At 51.5% G+C, this 21,448-nt stretch carries 13 protein-coding genes; 5 read left to right on the forward strand and 8 right to left on the reverse strand.

Annotated elements, in window-relative coordinates; translation table 11 throughout:
- Positions 1-8: 8 nt before the first annotated feature.
- From IE076_RS16695 to gshA, 4 genes are all read right to left on the reverse strand, one after another.
- Positions 9-1,370, reverse strand: a complete 1,362-nt coding sequence (locus IE076_RS16695; protein ID WP_189437917.1) for an aminotransferase class I/II-fold pyridoxal phosphate-dependent enzyme — start codon at positions 1,368-1,370, stop codon at positions 9-11.
- A complete protein-coding gene (locus tag IE076_RS16700; RefSeq protein ID WP_209009205.1) occupies positions 1,370-8,950 on the reverse strand; it encodes a type I polyketide synthase in 7,581 nt (2,526 codons plus the stop codon). Before IE076_RS16700 ends, IE076_RS16695 begins: the two co-directional genes overlap by 1 nt.
- Before the next feature lie 665 nt (positions 8,951-9,615).
- A complete protein-coding gene (locus IE076_RS16705; RefSeq protein ID WP_189437918.1) occupies positions 9,616-10,038 on the reverse strand; it encodes a GNAT family N-acetyltransferase in 423 nt (140 codons plus the stop codon).
- Between the two features lie 31 nt (positions 10,039-10,069).
- Positions 10,070-11,674, reverse strand: a complete 1,605-nt coding sequence (gshA, locus tag IE076_RS16710; protein ID WP_189437919.1) for a glutamate--cysteine ligase — start codon at positions 11,672-11,674, stop codon at positions 10,070-10,072.
- An 861-nt stretch (positions 11,675-12,535) separates the two neighbouring features.
- On the opposite strand from gshA, the gene IE076_RS16715 reads away from it, so the two are divergent.
- Entirely contained in the window at positions 12,536-12,949 is a 414-nt protein-coding gene (locus IE076_RS16715; RefSeq protein ID WP_189437920.1) for a hypothetical protein, read from the forward strand.
- Between the two features lie 257 nt (positions 12,950-13,206).
- Positions 13,207-13,929 carry an SDR family oxidoreductase gene (locus IE076_RS16720; protein ID WP_189437921.1) on the forward strand — a complete coding sequence of 241 codons (723 nt, stop codon included), beginning with the start codon at positions 13,207-13,209 and terminating at the stop codon, positions 13,927-13,929.
- 60 nt (positions 13,930-13,989) lie between these two features.
- On the opposite strand, the gene IE076_RS16725 is transcribed toward IE076_RS16720, so the two are convergent.
- Positions 13,990-15,228 carry a serine hydrolase domain-containing protein gene (locus tag IE076_RS16725; protein ID WP_189437922.1) on the reverse strand — a complete coding sequence of 413 codons (1,239 nt, stop codon included), beginning with the start codon at positions 15,226-15,228 and terminating at the stop codon, positions 13,990-13,992.
- Positions 15,229-15,442: 214 nt separating this feature from the next.
- Here IE076_RS16725 and IE076_RS16730 point away from each other — a divergent pair, with 214 nt between their 5' ends.
- Entirely contained in the window at positions 15,443-15,796 is a 354-nt protein-coding gene (locus IE076_RS16730) for a hypothetical protein (protein ID WP_189437923.1), read from the forward strand.
- A 28-nt stretch (positions 15,797-15,824) separates the two neighbouring features.
- On the opposite strand, the gene IE076_RS16735 is transcribed toward IE076_RS16730, so the two are convergent.
- Positions 15,825-16,676 carry an AraC family transcriptional regulator gene (locus IE076_RS16735; RefSeq protein WP_189437924.1) on the reverse strand — a complete coding sequence of 284 codons (852 nt, stop codon included), beginning with the start codon at positions 16,674-16,676 and terminating at the stop codon, positions 15,825-15,827.
- A gap of 368 nt (positions 16,677-17,044) precedes the next feature.
- On the opposite strand from IE076_RS16735, the gene IE076_RS16740 reads away from it, so the two are divergent.
- Both IE076_RS16740 and IE076_RS16745 read left to right on the forward strand, forming a co-directional pair.
- Positions 17,045-17,881 carry a ferredoxin--NADP reductase gene (locus IE076_RS16740; protein WP_189437925.1) on the forward strand — a complete coding sequence of 279 codons (837 nt, stop codon included), beginning with the start codon at positions 17,045-17,047 and terminating at the stop codon, positions 17,879-17,881.
- A 211-nt stretch (positions 17,882-18,092) separates the two neighbouring features.
- Positions 18,093-18,686, forward strand: a complete 594-nt coding sequence (locus IE076_RS16745; RefSeq protein ID WP_189437926.1) for a TetR/AcrR family transcriptional regulator — start codon at positions 18,093-18,095, stop codon at positions 18,684-18,686.
- Here the strand turns inward: IE076_RS16745 and IE076_RS16750 are convergent.
- Positions 18,683-20,467, reverse strand: a complete 1,785-nt coding sequence (locus IE076_RS16750; RefSeq protein ID WP_189437927.1) for an ABC-F family ATP-binding cassette domain-containing protein — start codon at positions 20,465-20,467, stop codon at positions 18,683-18,685. The genes IE076_RS16745 and IE076_RS16750 overlap by 4 nt on opposite strands.
- A 354-nt stretch (positions 20,468-20,821) precedes the next feature.
- Complete coding sequence (locus IE076_RS16755) at positions 20,822-21,379, reverse strand: invasion associated locus B family protein (protein ID WP_189437928.1); 558 nt, start codon at positions 21,377-21,379, stop codon at positions 20,822-20,824.
- Between the last annotated feature and the right edge of the window lie 69 nt (positions 21,380-21,448).

The following is a 21,448-nucleotide window of genomic DNA, read 5'->3' on the forward strand; positions in this document are numbered from 1 at the left end:
ACCACTAATCAGGCCGACATAACCTGCTGAATGGAAACCGGGTTGCTGTCGTAGTTTGAAATCTCATCACTTATCAATTCGATTGCCTGATCCAGTTGCGCTTCCGTATGCTCCGATGTGATGAAGAACCTCAGACGAGCCGATTTTTCCGGCACAGCGGGATAAATGATCGGCAAAGCGTTTAGCCCACGGTCGAGCAACCGTGCAGCCAGGACGGTAGCTTTGAGGGAATCACCAACCATAATCGGGACAACTGCGCATCCTTGGCTAACACCGGTATCAAGCCCTGCTGCCTGAGCTTTATCGAGGAAATACTTCCCGTTTGATTGCACGGCCTCGACGCGATGCGGTTCAGCCTTCATCAAACGAACAGCCTCGCAAACTGCTGCTGCAATTGGAGGTGCAATACCCACGCTAAACACAAAGCCAGAAGCTGTGAGCTTGAGATAATCAACTAGATCACTGCAGCCTGCAATGTACCCACCACAGCCAGCAAGCGTCTTGGAGAATGTCCCCATCCAGATATCAACCTCAGTGGGATCAATCTGAAAATGTTCGGCGATACCGCGGCCCGTTTTGCCGAGGATTCCGATGGAGTGCGCCTCATCAATCATGAGCCAGGCGCCATATTTCTTCTTAATTTCAACAAGACGAGGCAGGTCAGGAAAATCCCCATCCATCGAGTAAACACCCTCGACCACGATCAGCGTACGAGGGTGCTTATGAGCGCGTAGCTCCAGGATATTCTCCAGCGCATCCAGATTGTTGTGCGGGAAAGACTGCCGCACTGCTCCGGAAAGTTTCGCTCCGGTGACAATGCTGTTGTGAATGTAGCTGTCATGAACGATCAAGTCTTCCGGCTGCATCAATTGGCCAATGCTGGTGACATTGGTTGCATGCCCGCTCACGAACGCAACAGAACTTTCCACACCATGCATTTGCGCGATGAGCTGCTCAAGATCGGTGTGAATCACACGTTCGCCAGCAACAACGCGGCTGGCACTTGCGGATATCCCGTAGTGATCCACGGCGGCTTTTGCCGCCTCCTGGACCTTTCGATGCCCATTTAACCCAAGATAATCGTAGGAAGAAAAGTTAAGGTAAGTCTCACCATCAATCTGCGTTGTTGCACCTGCACGACCGTCGTGCGCCCGGAAGAATGGATTTTTGATTTGCAAGAGATCTGCCGCAGCCTTCTGCAGGCGAATTTCCTTGAAGCCGGGAAGTTCTGCAAATTTAGGAGCAGCAACTCCAGTGCTTTTAGGCTTTTCGGGTTTTTGCTTTGGGAGCGCGGACTTCGCCCGCCGCACGCTCCCCAAAGCGTTCAACCGCTCGTCCTTACTCAATTTTTTCTTGTCTGACTTCGCCATTAATTCAGAATTCTTGCCGTTTTATCTTGATGGGTATCCAGTATCGCATGCACCGTTGATTTCTGAGAATCATCCAGATCATCCGAGAGGTGTTGGTTGGCCAGAACACCGTGTGCTCCGTCCTCGCTGACGGCCTCTCCACCTTCGCGTTTACGAAGTTTTATGAGGATCTGTCCAGCAAAATCATCCAAGCATGTTCCACCTGATATTGAAACCAGCGGAATTTCCAAATTGAAGCGTTTCTGAATTCCCATTCTGAGTTCTAGTCCCATCAACGAATCCATCCCGAATTCCGCCAGAGGGCGTTGGTAGGAGATATCTTCCGCAGGAAGACGCAGGATTTTACCAATCTCAGCAGCGAGGATATGAGCGACGACGTCTTTTGCTTCCCCATCTGACTTACCTTCAATGAGTGAGTGGATATCTGTTGCTCCCTCACTATCACCATCGGCGTCACCGCGTCCTACAATTTCACTGAACAATGGCTTGCTCAAAAGTGGCAAAGATTGATGGGCGGCAGTCCAGGCGAACCGACCAATATGGACAACAGCACCAGGTGCTGAGCCATCGTCTTGCTCCATGGCAAGCTTGAGGATGTCGAGCCCTTCACGTGCCTTAATCGTTGCCTCACCGAGGTGCCTTGAGAGTTTGTCAGAAACATCTCCGTTTCGCGCGAGGAAGCCCACATCGCCAATAGCGCCCCAACCGACAGCCAAGGCTGGCTTACCAGCTCTGCGGCGTGCCCTTGCCAAGCCTTCAAGGTAACCGTTCGCGGCAACGTAAGAAGACTGACCTGGGTTCCCGATCAGTGTTGTAGCTGAGGAGAACAGGATAAACTGGTCTAGCTCGTCCTCCTGCGTCAACTCATCAAGCAGGCTGGCACCCTGAACCTTTGGCTCCAGAACTTTCCGGAACCGTTTTCCATCAAGCTGCTGAATAATTCCATCATCCAGAACCATCGCCGCATGCACAATGCTCTTGATTGGAGCTGATTGGCGCAGCTCCGTCAGTAGAGAGTTAACACCGGCTCTGTCAGTGACATCGCAGGAAACGACCGAAACGGTCACGCCGCTGTCAGCCAGCGTTTCAAACAAGACCTTGTGTTGATCGCTCACTACAGCAGATCGGCTCGTCAGCGTGATCCGGCGCGCGCCGTGATCAGCAAGCCAGCGGCATACTTCCAGACCAAAACCACCAAGACCGCCAATCACAACATGGTGGCCATCCTGAGCGAACTTAAGGCTCGTCCGCTCCTGAGGGACTTTGACCTCTTCAGGCTGCGGTGGTGTGATCAGAATTTTCCCGATGTGGCCTGACCGCTGCATCAATCTAAAGGCATCCTGCACATTGCGCCCATCGAACACCCGATAAGGCAATGGCGTGAAGGTACCATCTTTGATCAACTCGAAAACATCTTCAATAAGTTTGCGAGCCAGTTCACTGTCATGCAGCAGGATCTGGTCCAGATCGATACCGAAGTAAGAGACATTTCGGCGGAACGGACGCAGACCAATCTTCGTATTTGCGTAAAAATCGCGTTTTCCGAGCTCAAGGAAGCGACCAAACGGACGTACGATATTGATGCTGGATTCCATCGCTTCGCCGGCAAGCGAGTTCAGCACAGCATGAACGCCCTTACCACCAGTGATTTCCATCACTTCCTCCGGGAACTCCAGACTTCTGGAATCCAGGATATGATCGGCGCCAAGCAAACGAAGAATTTCTCTCTTCTCTTCAGAGCCAGCAGTCGCGATAACCTTCGCGCCTACATGTTTTGCGATCTGTAGAGCAGCCAGTCCAACGCCACCCGCGCCGCCATGGATCAAAACCCATTGATCTTCTTTCAGTTCTCCAAGATGAATCAGTGAGTAATAAGCCGTCAGGAATGCAACGGGGTACGTCGCCGCGGAAACAAGGTCCTGACCCTGGTCAAGTTTGGCCACCGCAAACTTCGGAGAGGTCACATAAGACGAATACCCTCCAGAGGTAAACGCAACAACTTTATCACCTACAGCAAGATTGGAGACGTTTTCACCAACTCGAGTCACGGTTCCAGATATTTCCAGACCCAAATTTGGTCCGCCATATCCATCCTCAAGCGCCTCTTCTGGCAGCATCCCCAAAGTCCACATAACATCGCGGAAGTTCAGACCAGTGGCTGCAACCTTGATCTCAACATGGTCGGAAGACGGATCAACTCGCTGCTGCCCACGCCAACCTAGATTGTTCAATGAGCCAGACTCAGAGAAATTAAGTTCAACATTCTCAGCAGGTTCCCAGGAAGACTGACCGAACCCAGCCTTAACTCGAGAAACGACCCGGCTCTTTTCCGGCTGATGGAGTTCGTTTTCTGCGTTTTGATAGAAAACCGCTTCTACGATATCGGAGGCAATGCTCTCCATGTCTTTACTGGTGCAAACATCAAGCGCAAGCGGTGTTAGTTCTGGTGCTTCGTTGCCAAGTACGCGTGCAAAAGTCCACGCTGCACTTTGTGCAGGCGACTCTTGCTCAGCATTATGGCCACTACCACCCGGTGCAACCAATGCAAGTTGCCCACTGAAACCCGGATAAGCTTTAATTAGCCCCACGCAGGTCACACAGCGCTTCATTACCTGATCAACAGGACTATCCCCGGCCTCTGCGAGCCCATACAAATGAATAATTGTTTTGACTTCTGCATCAAGAACAGCAGAACCAGCAAGAGCGGTCTTCCAGCCATTGGCCTCGTTCAGGTCAAACTCGCCACTATCCGCATTCAAAATTCTTATGTTGTAAGCGGACAAACGCGCGTCATCTCTAATGGCATTCGCGATTTCCTGCTCCAAACTTGCATTACCAGCAATAATGATCATTGCCTTGCTCTCAGGCGAGTCCAAGAGAGGAGCAGAATGGACCGCCGCGTTTTGTGCTTTCGCAGTCGCACTCAAAAGAACAACAGACGCCCCATCCTTATAGGCCTCAATCGCAATTGGTGCATCGAAGGACGTGGCATGGAACTGCTCCAGCCAATCACTGCTCGTTTTGAGCGGACCAACCGCATACTCGTCAGAAATTGAGCCATCAAACCAGCCAGCAGAGAGACCAAAAGCGACGTCGTGGAAGACATCCGACATTGGTTCAATTGCAACGAACTGGCCACCGGCGGTCAGGGCTTGAGCCAACTTCGCAAACAAATCCGGCTCGCTCTGACAGGCTGCATGAAGCAGACCAGACGAAATAATCACGTCAAATGGACCCTGCTCAAACACCGCATCCCAAGTGTGATGACCATCCAGATTGCTGGTGTCATAAACCGTAATTTTTGGCTCGTCCAATGTGCTTGCAGACAAACGCGCTGCGCTTTTGTGATTGCTATCCGCAATTGAGATCTGTGTGACTTGTTCCGGTTGAATCTGCTGAATATCTTTTGCTAGGCTCAAGCCGGAACCGCTTAAGTCCAATACATGCAATGGCTTCTCGTTATTCCAATCGCTGAGTGCGGCTTTCAACCATTGAGAAACACTCCGACAGCGTGCTTGCGCCTCTGGGGAGGAATACCAGTATTGCTCCAACATCGCACTGGAATGTTCAAAGTCCTGACCTTCGAGTTCGTCCTGAACAAGGCCTTCCAGAACGAATTTGCGCGTGGTTGCAAGAATGGTTGCAGCCGCAATGTCTTGTGGGCTTTCTTCAAGAACGCTCGCAACCAGAAGATCAAACTCAGGAAGCTCAAAATCGCTATTCAAATCAAAGCGGTTATTGCCACATTCTGTTGCCGCGCCTGCCTCCTGTAGGATCGTCAGGAGATTGACGAAATACCGTCGATGAGCTTTCGGCAGATCTTCAAGAGAAACGGATTGCTCACTATCTGCGAACTTGGAGATGATATCGAACGCGGTTCGTTGTGCGGCTGCAGCCAAGAGCAAATAGGCTTCACGCTCCGCCTCATCTTCGAAAGTCTGAAACTTTTCAGCAACATAATCTTCAATTGGCGGGAAGTTATGCTCCAAACTACTGACTGCGGCTGCCGGATTGCGTTGCAGTGATGTTTCTACCCGATAAACCAGGTCCGACAGATTATCTTTGCGGCCAAGCTCCGTCGCTCTAAAGCGGCCACCGACAATCGTCGCAATTACGTTGTCATCCTCGTCGAAGATCTGGAAATCTGCCAGAATAGACAACTCAGACGCGCGTTTAACCTGAATACGAACATAAGCTGGTGATGTACCGGATTGATACTGGCGAACTTTATCAAAGAAGATCGGTACATACGCTTTTGGGCGGCTATTTTGCGTTGTATTTTCTCTAAACAGCGAGAGCAAGCCGTGGAAACAGCCATCGAGCTCGGCAGGATGCAAGCCAAAGGATGGCACGCTGTCTTCTTTATCAAGCGCCGACAGGCAAACGATGAAAGTGCCCTGATCAACCTGAGCAACATTCTGGGTGCGGCGAAAACGCGGCCCAAACTCAAGGCCGTAGGTCAGCGCCGCTTTGTAGATGTCTTCGCCCGTATTGATAAGCCGCGCAGCTTCAAAATCCAATTGAATTTTAGGTACTGCTGTCTCCAGCTTTGCAACGCGTCCAACCGCATGCAACGTCCAATCATCACCGCTCAAGCGCATACGGCTGGAGATTTTAACAGTCCCCGTTTCAACTGAAATCTCGGTTTGCACCTCGGTCAGGTACTCATCGCTTAACACCAGTGCCTGTAGAATATCCATCGAACGCAGTTCTACAGCATCGCTTCCGTAAAGCGTGGAGCCTGCGGCAAGCGCCATTTCCACATACCCAGCGCCAGGAAAGATCATCTGCCCGTTGATGACATGATCTTCCAGGAAGGGAACTGTGGAGCGATCCAAATGGGTGGTCCAGAGATTGTAGTTTGCGTTGGGACGCCAACCTAGAAGCGGATGCTCACCACCACGGAAAATACCCATATTAGCTTCAGAGCTATTCTCGAAGCGGAAGCTCTTGTTCTGCCAAGGTAACCCCGGCAGGTCTACCGGCCCTTCAGGATTCTGGCCAAAGAGCTTTTCCGTATCAATTTTTGCACCAGCGATGAATGCGCGGACAACAAGATGTACAACCGGATCAGCACCATCAAATTGCTCATTCGACAGGCTGGACAGAACAGATCCCTTACTCTGTTGATCAGCAACAATTTGACGCAAATAACTTTGAAGGATTGGCTTTGGCCCAATCTCGACAATGACTTCAGCGCCTAAATCGATTGCCGACGCAACTGCCTTAGAGAATAACACAGGCTTACGAAGGTTCTGCCACCAATAATCAGCATTAAGTTTCTGCCCATCCCAGATTCTACCAGAAACCGTAGAGATAAATGGCACTTGAGCTGGGTTGGATGTTACTGTCCCAACGGCATTACGGAAAGGATGCTCGACCGGCTCAATTAGTTTACTATGGAACGGGTAATTGAGTGCTACTTTTCTGAAAGCAACATGGTTAGCTCGTGCAAATTTCGCAAAGCCTTCCAAGTCTTCTTTAGTGCCAGACAAACTAACAGATTTTGGACTATTTTCTGCCGCAACTTCAATGGAGTCAAAGCCGCCCTTGGCGATTAGCTGTCGTGCTTCGTCGGCAGGCAAAACCAAAGCAGCCATGGTTCCATGACCAGAAACGACTTCCTGCTCAGCGGATCGGTGATAGACCAGTGCAACAGCTGCTTCCAGCGTCAAAGCGCCTGCGATGTGGGCAGCAGCTACTTCACCGATACTATGTCCAAGGACCATGTCCGGTTTCAAAGCGTATTCTTCAAGAGCGCGACACAGTGCGACCTGAACACCAAACAGCAGGGGCTGAGCAATACTGGTCAATTGCAAGTCAGTTTCAAGTGTTTCGCTGAACAGCTTGGCTTTTAGTGACCAGCCAGACAACCCTGTGAAGTGAGCGTCAATCTGGTCAAAGGTTTCTCTGAAACAGGCGTTGGCATCATAAGCCCCGCAACCCATTCCCGCCCATTGCGCGCCATTGCCGGAAAACGCGAAGGCAGTTTTCCCAGAATTTGCTGCTTTATTGGAGTAAATGACATTCGCATTCTTCTTATCGGCAGCAAAATCCGACAAGGCGACCTTGAGCGTTTCCGCATCTGCGCCTGTAAAGACCGCCTTCTCCTGAAATAGCCGTTTGCGATGGTAAGTTGCAGCGCAAATGATTGGACTGTTCTGCACCGTCAAGACATCATTGCGCGCATAAGTCCCAGCCAATTCGGCCAGTGCTTCCTTTGTCGGTGCCGAGAGCAGCAAAGAATTCATGTCCTTGCGCGGAGGAAGTGGCCTCACCTTATTCGCCGCCACCTCTGGATCACTTATAATGACGTGGGCGTTTGTCCCTCCAAAGCCGAAGGAGTTAACTCCAGCATATCGCAGGTTCTCGCTAGACGGTAGCTCTACGCCTTCACCGGCAACCTGGATATTCAATCCATCAAAGTCGATATCGGGGTTCGGCTCATTAAAATGTAAGCTTGCAGGAAAATAATCGTTTTGAAGTGCCAGAACAGACTTAGCCAATCCCACCAAGCCTGATGCGGGCTCGAGATGGCCGACATTTGTCTTGACAGATCCAATCGGAAGAGGTGCCCGTCTTTTCTGCGCAAGGGTTCTGCCAATCGAACCTGCTTCTGCAGGGTCACCAACGCGCGTTCCAGTACCATGCGCCTCGATGAAGGCAAGCTGGTTGGGGTCAATACCGTTATTCTTGTAAATGCGGTCGAGCAGGTTTGCCTGCTCCACATCGGATGGAAGCGACATCCCAACGGTCCGACCATCAGAATTCACATCAACGGCTACGATGTCAGCCTGTGATCTCTGGCCTTTCCACCGCGGAGCATCTTTCCGCTTGATGACCAGCGCAACGCCACCTTCAGAGCGTACATACCCATTCCCGCCAGCATCGAAAGCTTTACACTGCCCATCCGGTGACAGCATGGTCGCTTGCGCAAACCCCACAAATGGAAACGGGCTAGCCAGGACGTTAACACCGGCCACAATGGCACAGTCAATTCGGCCTGATTCGAGCGCTCGGTAGGCCTCGTGCAAGGCAACCAGAGAAGAAGAACAAGCCGTATCAACGGTAAAGCTTGGGCCTTTCAGGTCAAAAATGTAGGAAAGCCGGTTAGAGATGATGGAGAGCGTATTTCCCGTCATAAAGTGACCAGTTGCCACGTTAGGATCGAACAGACTCTCATTGGCATAATCGAGCGCGGAGGCCCCTACATACACACCCACATGCTCGCCAGCCAATGTATCTGGTGAGATACCAGCGTCTTCAATGGCCTCCCAGGTGAGTTGAAGCAGGATGCGCTGCTGAGGGTCCATTTGTTCAGCTTCACGCGGCGAAATACCAAACACACTCGGGTCGAAGTCCCACAGGTTGTCTAAAACACCTGCTTTAAAAGTGTATGATTTGCCGGGCTCAGAAACACGTGGATGAAGATATCTGAAATGCGACCAGCGATCCGCAGGAATTTCAGAAATACTATTCTGACCAGATCTCAGCAAATGCCACAACTCTTCCTTGCAAGAAGCGCCAGGTACACGAACAGATAGGCCTACAATTTCCAACACGCAGCAAAACTCACTCATTTAGGCACCAACATCTAGCATTGCAATGCCCGCAAAAAACTCAAGATTCCATATATAACCTTGGCGAGAATGTACTTGTAAAATTTAGCACATCAACAGTTTTCTCGGGAATGTATAATGTATAACCATGATCGGCCATCGCGACACCTCCCACTTCCAGTGTGACCAAACCCTCAATTGGATCAGCTACTTGCGCACCACAAGCAAAACCAAAGGATGAGACTCAGTAAGCCTTCAACTCATGAGTCGCTCAAAATTTCCTTTTTCCTAGGTATTTTTACTTTAAAAAATAAAAATATCGAAATAATTTTGCGATATATACTTTTTTTCATGAATCTAATTAATGCAACCTTTTTGAGCGAAACTAAACGCTTGAGACATTCCGTGTAATTGGGAAGCGATAGCGCTCATTCAATAAAGCGGTTCACTAGTTCATTATGATGAAATGTGCTCGCGACTCGTGCATATCTGCTCACCTATAGCCTATCGGTCGACGTAACCCCGCTAGCGTCGTTATTAAAGCTGTCTGATTAAGGACAAGCAGGCATCCGGATCCGAACCGCACCCTTGTAAAGTCACGATTTGTCGTTGTCACGTAGACGCTCCCACACACTCCACCAGCCAAGTAATACCGAATCTTCGTTCTCACCGCGCCTATTGCGGCATCATTCCGGCGAACGTAAGCGCTGCCAGGGTTGGTGGGTGTCGGTTGGGGCTGTGACGTCTTGGTAGCCGAGAGCTTGGTAGAATTTCAGAGCGGCCTGATTGATGCGGTCGACCTTTAGCTCGTGTTGGCATCCATAAAAGTCTCGCAGAAACTGAACCGCTTTCCGGCCAAACCCGCGTTGGTGGTGGCTATAGTCGATGTAGAGAGAATGCAGGAAGTGCTCTGGCGCGCAGTAGCCCATGAAACCAGCAACCTGGCCTTCATATCGCAGAACCCAGACGTCTTCGCCTTCAACAAGGCTGTTGAATTGGCTTGCATCTATATGGCGCGTGTGGTCATAGGCGAAGGTACGGCTCGCTACATCTGCATAGAGCGCAGCGAGCACGTCATGATCGTCAGCTGTGTAAGGCAAAATCTGCAAAGTGTCTCACCTTCCAGTGCAAAAGGTGAGCCTACTGATCGCCAAGGCACTCAGGTGGCAAAACTTCAGTTGCGTTTTGAGAATCCAGAAAACGATCAAAGTTGTGTTCGCCCGCGCGGGCTTCAATTTGCTCATACGCAGCACGGGACTGGGACACCATGGCTTCCTGGAATTTCAACCGCTCCCCGGAAAGAGGCATGGCCTTCAGGTGATCTGACTGGTTCTTTGACAGCTCAGCGATAAAGCCGGTATATGAGCCCTTCTGCTTAACACCTTCCAGAATTTTGGCGGACGGTGTCAGATCTGGATTATCCAGCTTGGCAGCTTGCGCATTGACGGCATCCGTATGGCCGGTCCCGCCATAGACATCATCCATGACTTCTGCGGTAATGCGCATGTCATCCAGCAGCCGGTGCCCAGCTTCACGAAGCTCCATACCGCCAGTACCATATGCTGGCAAAACCAGACTTGGCACACGACCTTGCCATGCAACCATGCGCTGCTGATCATTCAGCGCCTGCTGTTCAGCAGCGGAGATACATGGCGACGACGCCAAGGTCAGGTGGGTCAGGAATGCATTGAGGAAGTGGGCCTGTTGCTCACAAATGCCGATTGGCGTCAGCGGGTTAATATCAAGGGAGCGCAGCTCGATATATTCAACGCCGCGGCGACACAATGCAGCAATCGGCCGTTCGCCTTCTTCCGTATTCCGTTTTGGACGCGCAGAACCGTAAAGCTCATTTTCAAGCTGAAGCTGGTGAGTGTTGATCTGCTTGTAATCGCCTTCTTTAGCCACACCGATCTGCTCGTACTCACGCACAGAGGTCGCCAGCGCGCCGCGCAGGCCCTCAATGTAGTCGCACAGAGAGTTGTAGTGAATATCCAACTCGCTCTGAACAACGCTGGTATAGCCAAGATCACTCATCCGAAGCGAGGTTGCGTATTCACCGTAGTAGGTGTCTTCGCCCAACATGGACAGGGTTGGATGCGGTGCAGGCAGATAGCTTTTGTCGACAGCAGGAGAGGCACCAAACAAATACAAAACCAGCCAGCCATGACGCTGCAAGTTGCGGATCAAGCCGAGATAGCCCGCGCTGCGGAAATCCTGAAGGCTTCCGCCGGAGGTACACTGGCCATGGAAGGCCCGCCAAAGATCGTCGGAAATCGAGAAGTTGTAGTGAATACCAGAGATTGTCTGCATACGCTTGCCGTAACGATGTGCCAGCCCCTTGCGGTAGAGTGTCTTGATCTGCGCCGCGTTGGAGGTTCCGTACTCAGCCACGCGAATGCTCTCATCGCTGGCAATTTCAGGCGGCATTGAGGCATTCCAAAGGTACTCGCCTGCATCGGTCCTGCGCGCAGCAAACGCCTGAAGCTCCTTCAAAAACTCCAGGCTTTCTGCCACGGAGTGCAATGCAGGGGTGATGAACTCCAGCTGGGCCTCGGAGAAATCTGTCGTAATAAATTTATGTGTTAGCGTTTTGCCCAGAGCGTCCGGGTGATCACGCAATGACATAAAGCCATCTCTGCCAACACGCAGAGCTTCTTTTTCGATCCCCACGCGGAGTTCCGCAAGGCCCCTACGAACAGCGCCTTGTTCCAACAGCTTCAGCGTGGTTTCACCTAATTTTGTCATTCTCGTTCCGTTAATCTGCGCAAAACGGTAATATGGGCTCAAAATATTCCGGTGCACCTTTAGGCGCACTCTCTCACATAGATACTTTGTAATTCCGAGGATGCAAGAGGACAAAGCTTGTCGAATTTTCCGCCGTGCATTATCGGCAACGCCTCTCCTCAGTGCGCGAGCGAAGCTCTGGCCTAGAATAACATCACACGAAACCTAAAAATCAAAATGCAATCAAGCACACTTCTATGCTGAAATCATACATGGCTTAGACAACTTCAACAGTGAGAAATCTTAAACATGACCGTAATCACGGAGATTTCGCTCTAATATTCTGATCTTAGCAAAAGACATGAACTTAATATTTGCTCAAGATTATCCTTACGCTTAATCAACCTGCTTGCGGGGAGTCTACTGCAATTATTTACTGAAGGGAAATTTGATGAAATCCGCAGTCACCTCAGCAAGTGCAATTATATTTTGAAAAAACTAACTCACAGCTCTGAGGGTGCTCACCGCTCGTAACAGCAATTTGCCCGTAAGCGGCGATGCCACAAGGAGCGCACTTTCGACCCTTTTCTTTGACTAAACCGACCTCAAAAACACGTAAAGTTTTGTAGGGAAACTGAAGGCAGATCGTGCACGGATCTGCGGCTCCACCATGTTCCGCCTGCAAATTCTTCAGTGGATCCAGATTTGGAGAACTCCGAAGTTCGGCCTGGACTGTAGCCACCCTCAGCCATTCATGCCGAAATCCCCACAGGAACCCTAGCAAATACTCCGGCAAATCTAACGGGTGTTTTCGCTTCAGCCTGCCCCTTACTTTCAACGTGTCGGCCTGATGAGGACCATAATTTGCCAAAAAGCCTTCCCATGAGCGTTCTCGCATTCGTGCTCCCGGTTTTGGCTGGGTGCGTATTGGATGAACAACGCTTGCCACAGTCCTATACGCCAACCGTTGCGGTTCCGCGCGGGGCGACGCTGGTAACCGTTAACACCACACCAGACGGCGCGTTCTGCTATTTGGAGGGATATCAATCCTCCATCTATGTCCAACATACCCCCGGCCCAATAGTGGTGCCCCCTGGCTTCGAGGGGCAAAACCTCATTTGTGAGCTAGAAGGGTTTAAGACCACACAGGGTGCTGTGCTGCCGGGTCCGCCACCGCCAGATGGTGAGAAAATCATCATCCAACGGGTCTTTATTCCTGTTGGCGTGGATGACCCAAACTCGAGCCCTGCTGGAGCAATTGTACCTGACGGGTTTGTCGGCACCTACCGCCGTTAGAGCGATGCTTTACGACAGGGCAATGCAGACCAATAAAGCCTTGCTTTTGAAAGATCCGCTTAATCCATAGCTAAGCCCGGACTGCCATGTTCTGCGACAGTTTAAAGCACGCAGGTCATTGCACTACATATTGTTTTCCCCGCACAACACGCATTTTGACTTATCCGAATTCATCTATGTGATCCGCTTTGCAAACCTGCTGCCATGCAACGCAAGCCAGCCTGGCACAACGAACCCGAGAAAGGCAGGAGAACAAAATGACAAAGCCGCTTATCATTATCACCGGAGCAAGTTCCGGGATCGGCGCAGCGATTGCCAAGACTTTCGGTGCTGCTGGTCATCCTCTTCTTTTGCTGGCTCGCCGCGTGGCCAAGATGGAAGCCTTTGGCCTGCCCAATACACTATGTCTGAAGGTTGATGTTACCGACCGCGCACAGCTAATCGCGGCTGTGAAGGAGGGGGAAGACAAGTTTGGCCCGGCAGACGCCATCATTAACAATGCCGGTTGCATGCTTCTAGGCACGCTGGCTGATCAGGAGCCCGCTGAGTGGGACCACATGATCGACGTGAATGTGAAGGGGCTGCTGAACAGCGTTCGCGCCGTTCTGCCAGCGATGAAAGCCCGCCGTAGGGGTACCATCATCAATATGGGCTCCATCGACGGGCGCCGATCCTACACACCTCATAGAGTCTATTGCGGCACAAAGTTTGCCGTGCACGCGTTTAGCGAAGCCTTGCGTGCGGAAGTAGCCGCCGACAACGTGCGTGTCATTGTTATTGCACCAGGAGCAGTCGCGACAGAACTGGTGTCTCACACCACGTCTCAAGCGCTCATTGATGCCCACTACGAAGCGCTCAACGCGCCACATAGCATTCTTGACCCACAAGAGATCGCGAATATTGTGCTATTCGCCTACCAGCAACCACAAACCACCAACATCCGTGGGATCGTGGTGGCAGGCACCGGTCAGGTCCAGTAACGCTGATCGCGAAAAGGTCAGAACAGCAAGTCGGCTCTGCCCCGAGCCGACTGTTTTGCTTTAAGAATTCGGCACATCACTCAGATGGCGGGCAATTGCCTGGAACATCGCTATGGATTTCATAATCACCATATCCTCATCCTCGTGATAGGACGGATAGGTGGACGTCTTGGCGATAACCACATTGCGCGCCGGATTAATGTAGAGAAACTGGCCATTGATCCCGATTGCCGTAAAGTCTCCCTGATCAGACTCTAGCGGCATCCACCACTGGTATTTGTAGCCAAGCGGAGAGGGGCTTTGCGGGTTGTTGTAGCCCGGCATCAAACGAGGTTCATCCGGTGTCACAGAGGCTTTGATCCATTCCTCCGATACGATCCTCTCGCCATTATGGTTGAGGCCTCCACGTTCCAGAACCAGTCCAACTCGTAACATGTCGCGCAGGCGTATATTCACACCACCGAAGACAACCGGTTGCCCTTCCTGATCGATCATAAGCTCTGCAGAAGACTCCGCTCCGATTTTCGACCAGAGCTTATTGCTGAACCATTCCTGATAGGGCTTTCCAGTCGCACCGCGCAGTACCCAGCCGATCACATGGGTATCAATCGACGAATAGCGGTTGTAGGTTCCTGGCTCCATTTCACGTGGAATTTCCTTGGTGAACTCATCCTGTGAACCCAGCAGAATCGCAACTACCGACTGGACAATATCGGAGTCCAGATCAGCATAGTCTTCATTCCAGCGTACACCGGATGACATCTCGAGCACGTCCTTTAAACGCACGCCGTCATACGCTGTCCCCTTGAGTTCAGGCACATATTGGACCACCTGATCTTCAACGCTGTCGATGTACCCTTCATCAATCGCAACACCAATAAGGATGGACGCCATGGATTTTGAGACAGACATCTGAATGGCGTGGGTCTCTGCCGTGTTGCCCCTATCATAATATTCATGGATCAGCTTGCCATTGTGCATGATGGCAAGACCGGTAGTATGGGAATCGAGAATGTAATCTGCAGTCGAGGCCGTTTCGCCCTTATATACAAAGCTCTCTGGCATAGGCGCAGCCCGGTACTCACGCGGTAGCACATAAGTTTCCTTGGACGCCTCTACAGTGGTGCTTGCATATTCCTTGTAAAGTGACCGGAACTTCTGATCGATGTTCTCAGGTTTAAACGCATCCGCATATGCCATCACAGCACGGATCTCGGCTATGTCCTGCCGAAAATAAAAGGCACCAGCAGCAAACACGAGTACAACAGCCAGAACACCCCAGCCAATCTTCTTTAACATTACGTCCCCCCAATCGCGGCGAAAGGTCCAAGCTTTCAAAGCGAACGCAAGCTTACGCAGAGGTAAACAACTTGTAAAGCGAGCAAAAGTCATCAAGAGAACGAGATCTTTCCCATTTCAGCGCAATTTAAACCAAAGCGCTCACGTAGTTTTTTCTGGTTTCCTGTTTAATGAACTGACTTTCCATTTTATCCACGCGGTGGGAACAAGAACGATGCAGTCAAAAACAACAAAAACGCTTATCGCACTCAGTTTTCTTGTAGTTTCATCGGGTTACGGCCTTGCTCAGACCGGTGAGTCCGCTCAGGGACCAGTTGGTGTGGAAAATGATGAGCCATTACAGTCGGAATATCCGAACATTATCAGTCCGGTTTCCGATTGCCCGAATATCGCGGAAAAATATCGGACAGGCGGCGCCGGAGCCGACCCGTTGGGCTACCCTCCAAACTTTGGATACCCCAGTATGTCTGCAGCCGATCAGGCAGCATGTATTGAGGAGATCAATAAGGATGGGAACATTAACGAGACCCTGGAAACACAGCAAGAAAACAACATCCTGCAAAACTGAGCAAATTCAGGAATATAGCCGGTGACCACTATTGTAGCGGAAGGCATATCTCGACAAGAAGATCCTCGGTAGATGTGTTCGTCAGGCTATTCAGGAAGATCTCGTAGCACGGCTGGTCTGCCGCTTCTTCTCCGGAGGAGGGCAGCCATACGCCGTAAAGGTAGCTAAACGCAGCCTGCAACCCGGCATACGCCCCCTGATGGCGCAGCACCGCGCACCGGCAAGCCGGGATCACGAGCGGCTCCAAACCTGATGTATTTTCTAAGGAGTTTGGCACAACGGCACCAGCATAAGAGCGCAGTTCATCTTCCGGCACGATGGCAGGATCATCATAATAGATACCGATAAATGGGCCGCAATTGCGGATCACCCCTCGTGACGACAACATCGCAGCCAGTTTGCTAAAGATCGCCCCCATATTGCCATAGGACCCACGATGTGACAGGGCTTGCAAGTACCTTTCAGGCATCTCTCTGATTTCCACCGGATGCATTGTAAAAACGTCGTTTCGTGCCGAGGCCAATGCCGGTGTTGTGCTTTTGTTTTCTCGGAACTGGCCGGGTGCCACGCCATACTCTCCCTTAAACGCGCGGGAAAAACTCTGCGCGCTGGGGTAGCCGTATCGTTCCGCAATTTCTGTCACAGCCGCATCGGATTGGAGAAGATCCAGCGCCGCACGGTTCAGCCGAATGCGGCGGATTGCTGTGGCCAGCGTTTCTCCGCGCATGCTTTGGAACACCCGGTGCCAGTGAAAGCGTGACATGCAGGCCACATCAGCCAAGGTATCCAGACTCAGATCCCCATCCAGATTATCGTAAATGTATTCAAGAACACGCAGCATTCGTTTTTCATAGGCTGCTTTGCTCTGCCCTGCTTTCACGTCTTATGTCCCTTGCCTTCGCCACTTGTTCTTTTACACCATATTGCAAGTGAACATATCTTGCTTTCTTGACGGCAACACACACGGAAGAGGCCAGTCGTCACAGATTGAACGAAACCGTATCGCTCAATATGCTTTTAGTATTTACACCTATTCCCACGTTTGGCTTGTATCTCAACTCGCGCACTTTCTTTCAGAAATCAGCAATTCATCTGCTGTGAGTAGCTGGATTCCTCACTTTCAGGCGCAAATTTCTGAAATTTTACTTATAAAACGGTTGCTTTACCGCCCCCCGCTCGGATAAAGCGGAGGCAACAACTGGCCAAGTATCGGGCTCTGGCCTAATCAAAACAATCTAAGGATTGCAAATGACCGACGCAGCGTTGGCCCTAGCTCCTGTGCTTGATCAGGAAGCCAAGACCGAATTTCCTATTCCGGCAAACGTGTTTGCCGAGAAGGTGGTGTCCGTAAAGCACTACACTGACCGCCTGTTCAAATTCCGCATTACACGTCCAAGCTCTTTCCGTTTCCGCTCTGGCGAGTTCGTCATGATTGGCCTGCCAAATGCCGAGAAGCCGATTTTCCGCGCCTACTCCATTGCCAGCCCGTCCTGGGATGAAGAGTTGGAATTCTTCTCCATTAAAGTGCCAAACGGTCCGCTGACCGAGCACCTGCAGAAGATCCAGCCGGGCGACACCATTCTTATGCGTAAGAAGCCAACCGGCACGCTTGTCAATGATGCGCTGATCCCTGGTAAACGTCTTTACATGTTCTCCACCGGAACCGGCGTTGCGCCATTTGCCTCCCTGATCCGCGATCCTGAAACCTATGAGAAGTTTGAGGAAGTCATTCTGACCCAGACCTGCCGCGAAGTGGATGAACTCACCTACGCGAAGGAACTGGTTGAGGAAGTCAAAAACGATCCTCTGGTTGGCGAATTTGCAGCCGGCAAGCTACGTCTGCACACAGCAGCGACCCGCGAGCCATATCCTTGTCAGGAGCGCATCACCAATCTGATCGATAGCGGCAAGCTCTTCGAAGATCTGGGCGTGCCACCACTAAGCTCAGCGACTGACCGCGGCATGATCTGTGGCTCTATGGAAATGATCAACGACACCAAGGAAGTCCTTGAAAAGCATGGCCTTGAAGAAGGCTCCAACGCAGCCCCGTCCACATTCGTGGTTGAGCGCGCCTTCGTTGGCTAAGCCTCCGGCCTCCGCATTATTTAAGAAGCCCGCTGTGTTTGCAGTGGGCTTTTCTTTTGCTCTTTTGCGCGAACCACAATCTTGCCACCAACCTTCTCTCTGATTAGCGTCAAATCTGATCGCAGTATTCGACTTACCATTTGGTAAGCGATAACTTACTACAAGGTAAGATACTCAGTTCAGGGTATATAGGAAGCAGCGGGAGGCAGATTTGGAAAACCCTGTAGACAGCCCGAAAATGCGTTATATCACAATGGCAAGCAAGGTTTTTGCCGAGAAAGGGTATCACGCTGCAAGCCTAACCAGCATTACTGATAAGCTCGGCGTAACCAGGCAGGCGCTGCTTCATTTTTTCGGCTCCAAAGCCGGCCTCTATACCCATGTGATGAAAGCGCTCTCAGACCGCCTACTGACCTCCATCCAGAATGTTGAAGGCGTTACACCAGAAGAACGGCTTCGCGCCTTCTTTCTGCAGCTCTCTGAAGAGGCACTTACCTGTCCGCAAGATACGCAACTGCTGGTTCATGCGCTTTTGGATGCGCAGGAAACCACTGAGATCTGGCCACTAAAGCCGTTTCTGGATGCATTGGGCGCGCTGGCACACCAGACAAAGCGTTGGTCTGAGGCCTCGGATGCTGACTTGTTTTGCTGGATTTATCAGCTGCTGGGATCCATCCAACACTTTGCCATTTCGCAGAGCACGCTAAAAGGCATGTACGGGGCAGGGGCGTTTGAGTTTCTGAAAGAGGCACATCAAGCACAGCTTGAGGCGACTCTTTCAGATCTTGAGAAAACCCCAGACTAACCGGTGAGCTCCAGCTGCTCGTGAATCAGCGCAATCTCATCTTTCCATTTTGCCTGAAGATGCGGGGACTGCCTGTTTGGACGGCGAGCCAGATCAGCAGCCATCAACTCCTCCAGCTCAATCAAACGCTCAAGCATGTCTTCTTCAGAGGAATTTTCCGTCACCGAAGCACCCTCTTCATCTCCCGCATCTTCCATGCTCCCATAATCGTCTATGGTAGTTTTGACCGGCTTTACCTGATCCTTTGCAATCAGTTCATAGGCCGCATCCACATCGTTGACTTCCTGAAGCCGTCCATTTAGCACCAGCCAGAACCGGTTACACGTGGCTTCCACCAAATGCCTGTCGTGCGAAACCAGCAGGAAGGAGCCATTGAAAGACTGTAGTTGGTTGGAAAGTTCGTTGCGTCCGTAAAGATCCAAGTGGTTAGTCGGTTCGTCCAGCATCATCAAGTTGGCTTGCACCTGTGACAGCGAGACAAGCAGCAGGCGTGCGCGCTCACCGCCACTCAACTGAGAGATCTTTTGCTGGAGCTGATTGTATTTGAAACCAGCAGAAATAATGGTCTTTTCACAATCGGCAACACGCAGGTCCACATTCAGCGCTTCGCCCACGGACACCATACCCTCAACCAGATTAGCTTCCCCCGGCAGCTGTTGGAGCGTCTGATCATAAAACGCAATCTGACAGCGCGGATGAACCCGAATATCGCCGTCCTCACTCTTCCGCTTCTCCCAACAGCACCGCAGCAGGCTGGACTTGCCTGTTCCATTGGCGCCCATCACCGCAATCCGGTCTCCGGGGCGCACTGCGATATCGTCAACCTTATACAAAAACACATCAGCAGCAGGCGGCGTGACTTCCAGTTCTTTCAGCTGCACCAGCCGGTCTGCCTGAATTGGCTCACCAGCAATGGAAAGGTTCCATGGATAGGCCTCCACCGCATCCGTCTGGTCGTCCTTCATGCGGTCAACCATCTTTTCCATGGACTTGGCCTTGCGCGATAGATCCTCGTTGTCGAAGGTACGGCCCCACTCCGCAATCCGCTTGGCGCTTGCCTCGACCCGCTTAATCTCTTTTTCTTCGGCCTCGCGCCGTGCAATGCGGGCTTGAGTTAGGATCTCATGCTCTTCCAACGCTTTGGTGCAGGGCAAATCAAAGGCATGCAACTTCCGGTCCTGCATAATCCACGAGCGGTTGGTGACAGCATCCAGCAAGGTCACATCATGCGAGATCATCAGGAAGCTGCCATTCCACGACTTCAAAAAGCTTTCGAGCCAAAGAATAGTAGGAAGGTCGAGGTGGTTGCTTGGTTCATCCAGTAGGAGCAAGTTCGGTTCAATCATCAACGCGCGGGCCAGCATCAACCGCGTCATCTGCCCACCACTGAGATCTTTGCAAAGCACACCTGACTGGTGAGGCTCAAAGCCCATTTCTGGCAGAATCACGTCCACCTTCCAGTCCATCCAATCGCGTTTGTCTGCGGGCAGGGCATCCCGAACCGCTTCTGCAAGCGTCAATTCCAGCAGCTCCCTGGGCACGTGCTGTTCGACACAAGACACAACGGCTGCTCTGGAAACCGAGACGCTCCCCTCGCTTGGCTCGTCGCGGCCAGCAAGGATATTCAGGAATGTGGATTTGCCACAGCCGTTGTGGCCAATGAGGCCGATCCGGTCACCACTGTTCAGCCCAAAGGAGAGATTTTCAAACAGCACGCGTTCAGGCGAGCGTTGCCAAAGGCCACTGCCGGTTATCAATGGATTGCCACTGGACTTCGCCAAAGGACCGTGCCTCCCAACACTTCTTTCAGACCAAAAGCAATCCACCCGTGAGCAAGATCGCTCAAACCGCTTTTGGTGCCTGCTGCCGTGCGTACTTTTTATTAAAAAGACGCTCAGGAACAGTCACTACAGAATATCTGCAGGTATTCCAACAGGAGGAGGAGGTAGAAACTTGCAATGAGACTTCAACTTAGGAGAGACAGAGGATTCTTCGCAACACGCTCTCAATGACCAGCTGAGGACCTCTTTTCAGAATCAGGGTCACTCAGCGTCATTTGGACAGGTCACCCCATGCGCTCAATCAGTGTGGTGAGCGGGACTAAATCGCTTTTAAATACCAGCCAACGAGCACACTTACCTCGAATTCTGTGCTTTCATCTCGTTGTAAGCTTTGGTGAAGCCCGTTGCGGAAAAGCTGATAGCGACCTTCTTACCCGCTCGGGACATCATCACAAAGCGCCCGCTGTCTGTTGCCGATTTCATAGCTTCAACGAAGGCCTCTTCTGTTTTGCCCTCAATCACGCAACCTTGCGCCATACAGCGATTAACACGTGCCACAGCTTGAAAATCACCAATCAGTACACCAACGCCAGGGGGTAACAGAAAATCGAGCGGCAACACATATTGCACCATGTCGCTCTGTTCTTCCGAGTTGTAGGCCATCGTCATCAGCAGAAGATTGCCCCCGGTTTCATTGTGGACGATACGCTGCGAAATCTGACATTTGGTGATGTTTTCCGCAGATTGGAAACACTCAAGCAGCCAATCTCCATGGCGCTGAGACACCACCTTCCGGCCAGCGGCCTCAGCGCTTTCTGCTGTCTGTGCTAGCGCCGGTGTGGCACCGGAAAAAGCGGCAATACCCACCGCAAGAGCTGCGAATAAAGAGAGGGGAACAGGCAAATTATTCATTTGAATATCTCGCTTACAAGCATAACGATAGGACTGACCAATCTATCCCACCATTTCAAATCTGCCGCA

It is taken from the genome of Pseudovibrio japonicus, assembly GCF_014651595.1.
In the GTDB taxonomy this organism is placed as follows: domain Bacteria; phylum Pseudomonadota; class Alphaproteobacteria; order Rhizobiales; family Stappiaceae; genus Pseudovibrio; species Pseudovibrio japonicus.

Excerpts from the sequence above, each read along its gene's own strand:
- IE076_RS16695 (WP_189437917.1), bottom strand. The coding sequence starts at position 1,370 with ATGGCGAAGTCAGACAAGAAAAAATTGAGTAAGGACGAGCGGTTGAAC.
- IE076_RS16700 (WP_209009205.1), bottom strand. The coding sequence starts at position 8,950 with ATGAGTGAGTTTTGCTGCGTGTTGGAAATTGTAGGCCTATCTGTTCGT.
- gshA (WP_189437919.1), bottom strand. The coding sequence starts at position 11,674 with ATGACAAAATTAGGTGAAACCACGCTGAAGCTGTTGGAACAAGGCGCT.
- IE076_RS16715 (WP_189437920.1), top strand. The coding sequence starts at position 12,536 with ATGAGCGTTCTCGCATTCGTGCTCCCGGTTTTGGCTGGGTGCGTATTG.
- IE076_RS16720 (WP_189437921.1), top strand. The coding sequence starts at position 13,207 with ATGACAAAGCCGCTTATCATTATCACCGGAGCAAGTTCCGGGATCGGC.
- IE076_RS16725 (WP_189437922.1), bottom strand. The coding sequence starts at position 15,228 with ATGTTAAAGAAGATTGGCTGGGGTGTTCTGGCTGTTGTACTCGTGTTT.
- IE076_RS16730 (WP_189437923.1), top strand. The coding sequence starts at position 15,443 with ATGCAGTCAAAAACAACAAAAACGCTTATCGCACTCAGTTTTCTTGTA.
- IE076_RS16740 (WP_189437925.1), top strand. The coding sequence starts at position 17,045 with ATGACCGACGCAGCGTTGGCCCTAGCTCCTGTGCTTGATCAGGAAGCC.
- IE076_RS16755 (WP_189437928.1), bottom strand. The coding sequence starts at position 21,379 with ATGAATAATTTGCCTGTTCCCCTCTCTTTATTCGCAGCTCTTGCGGTG.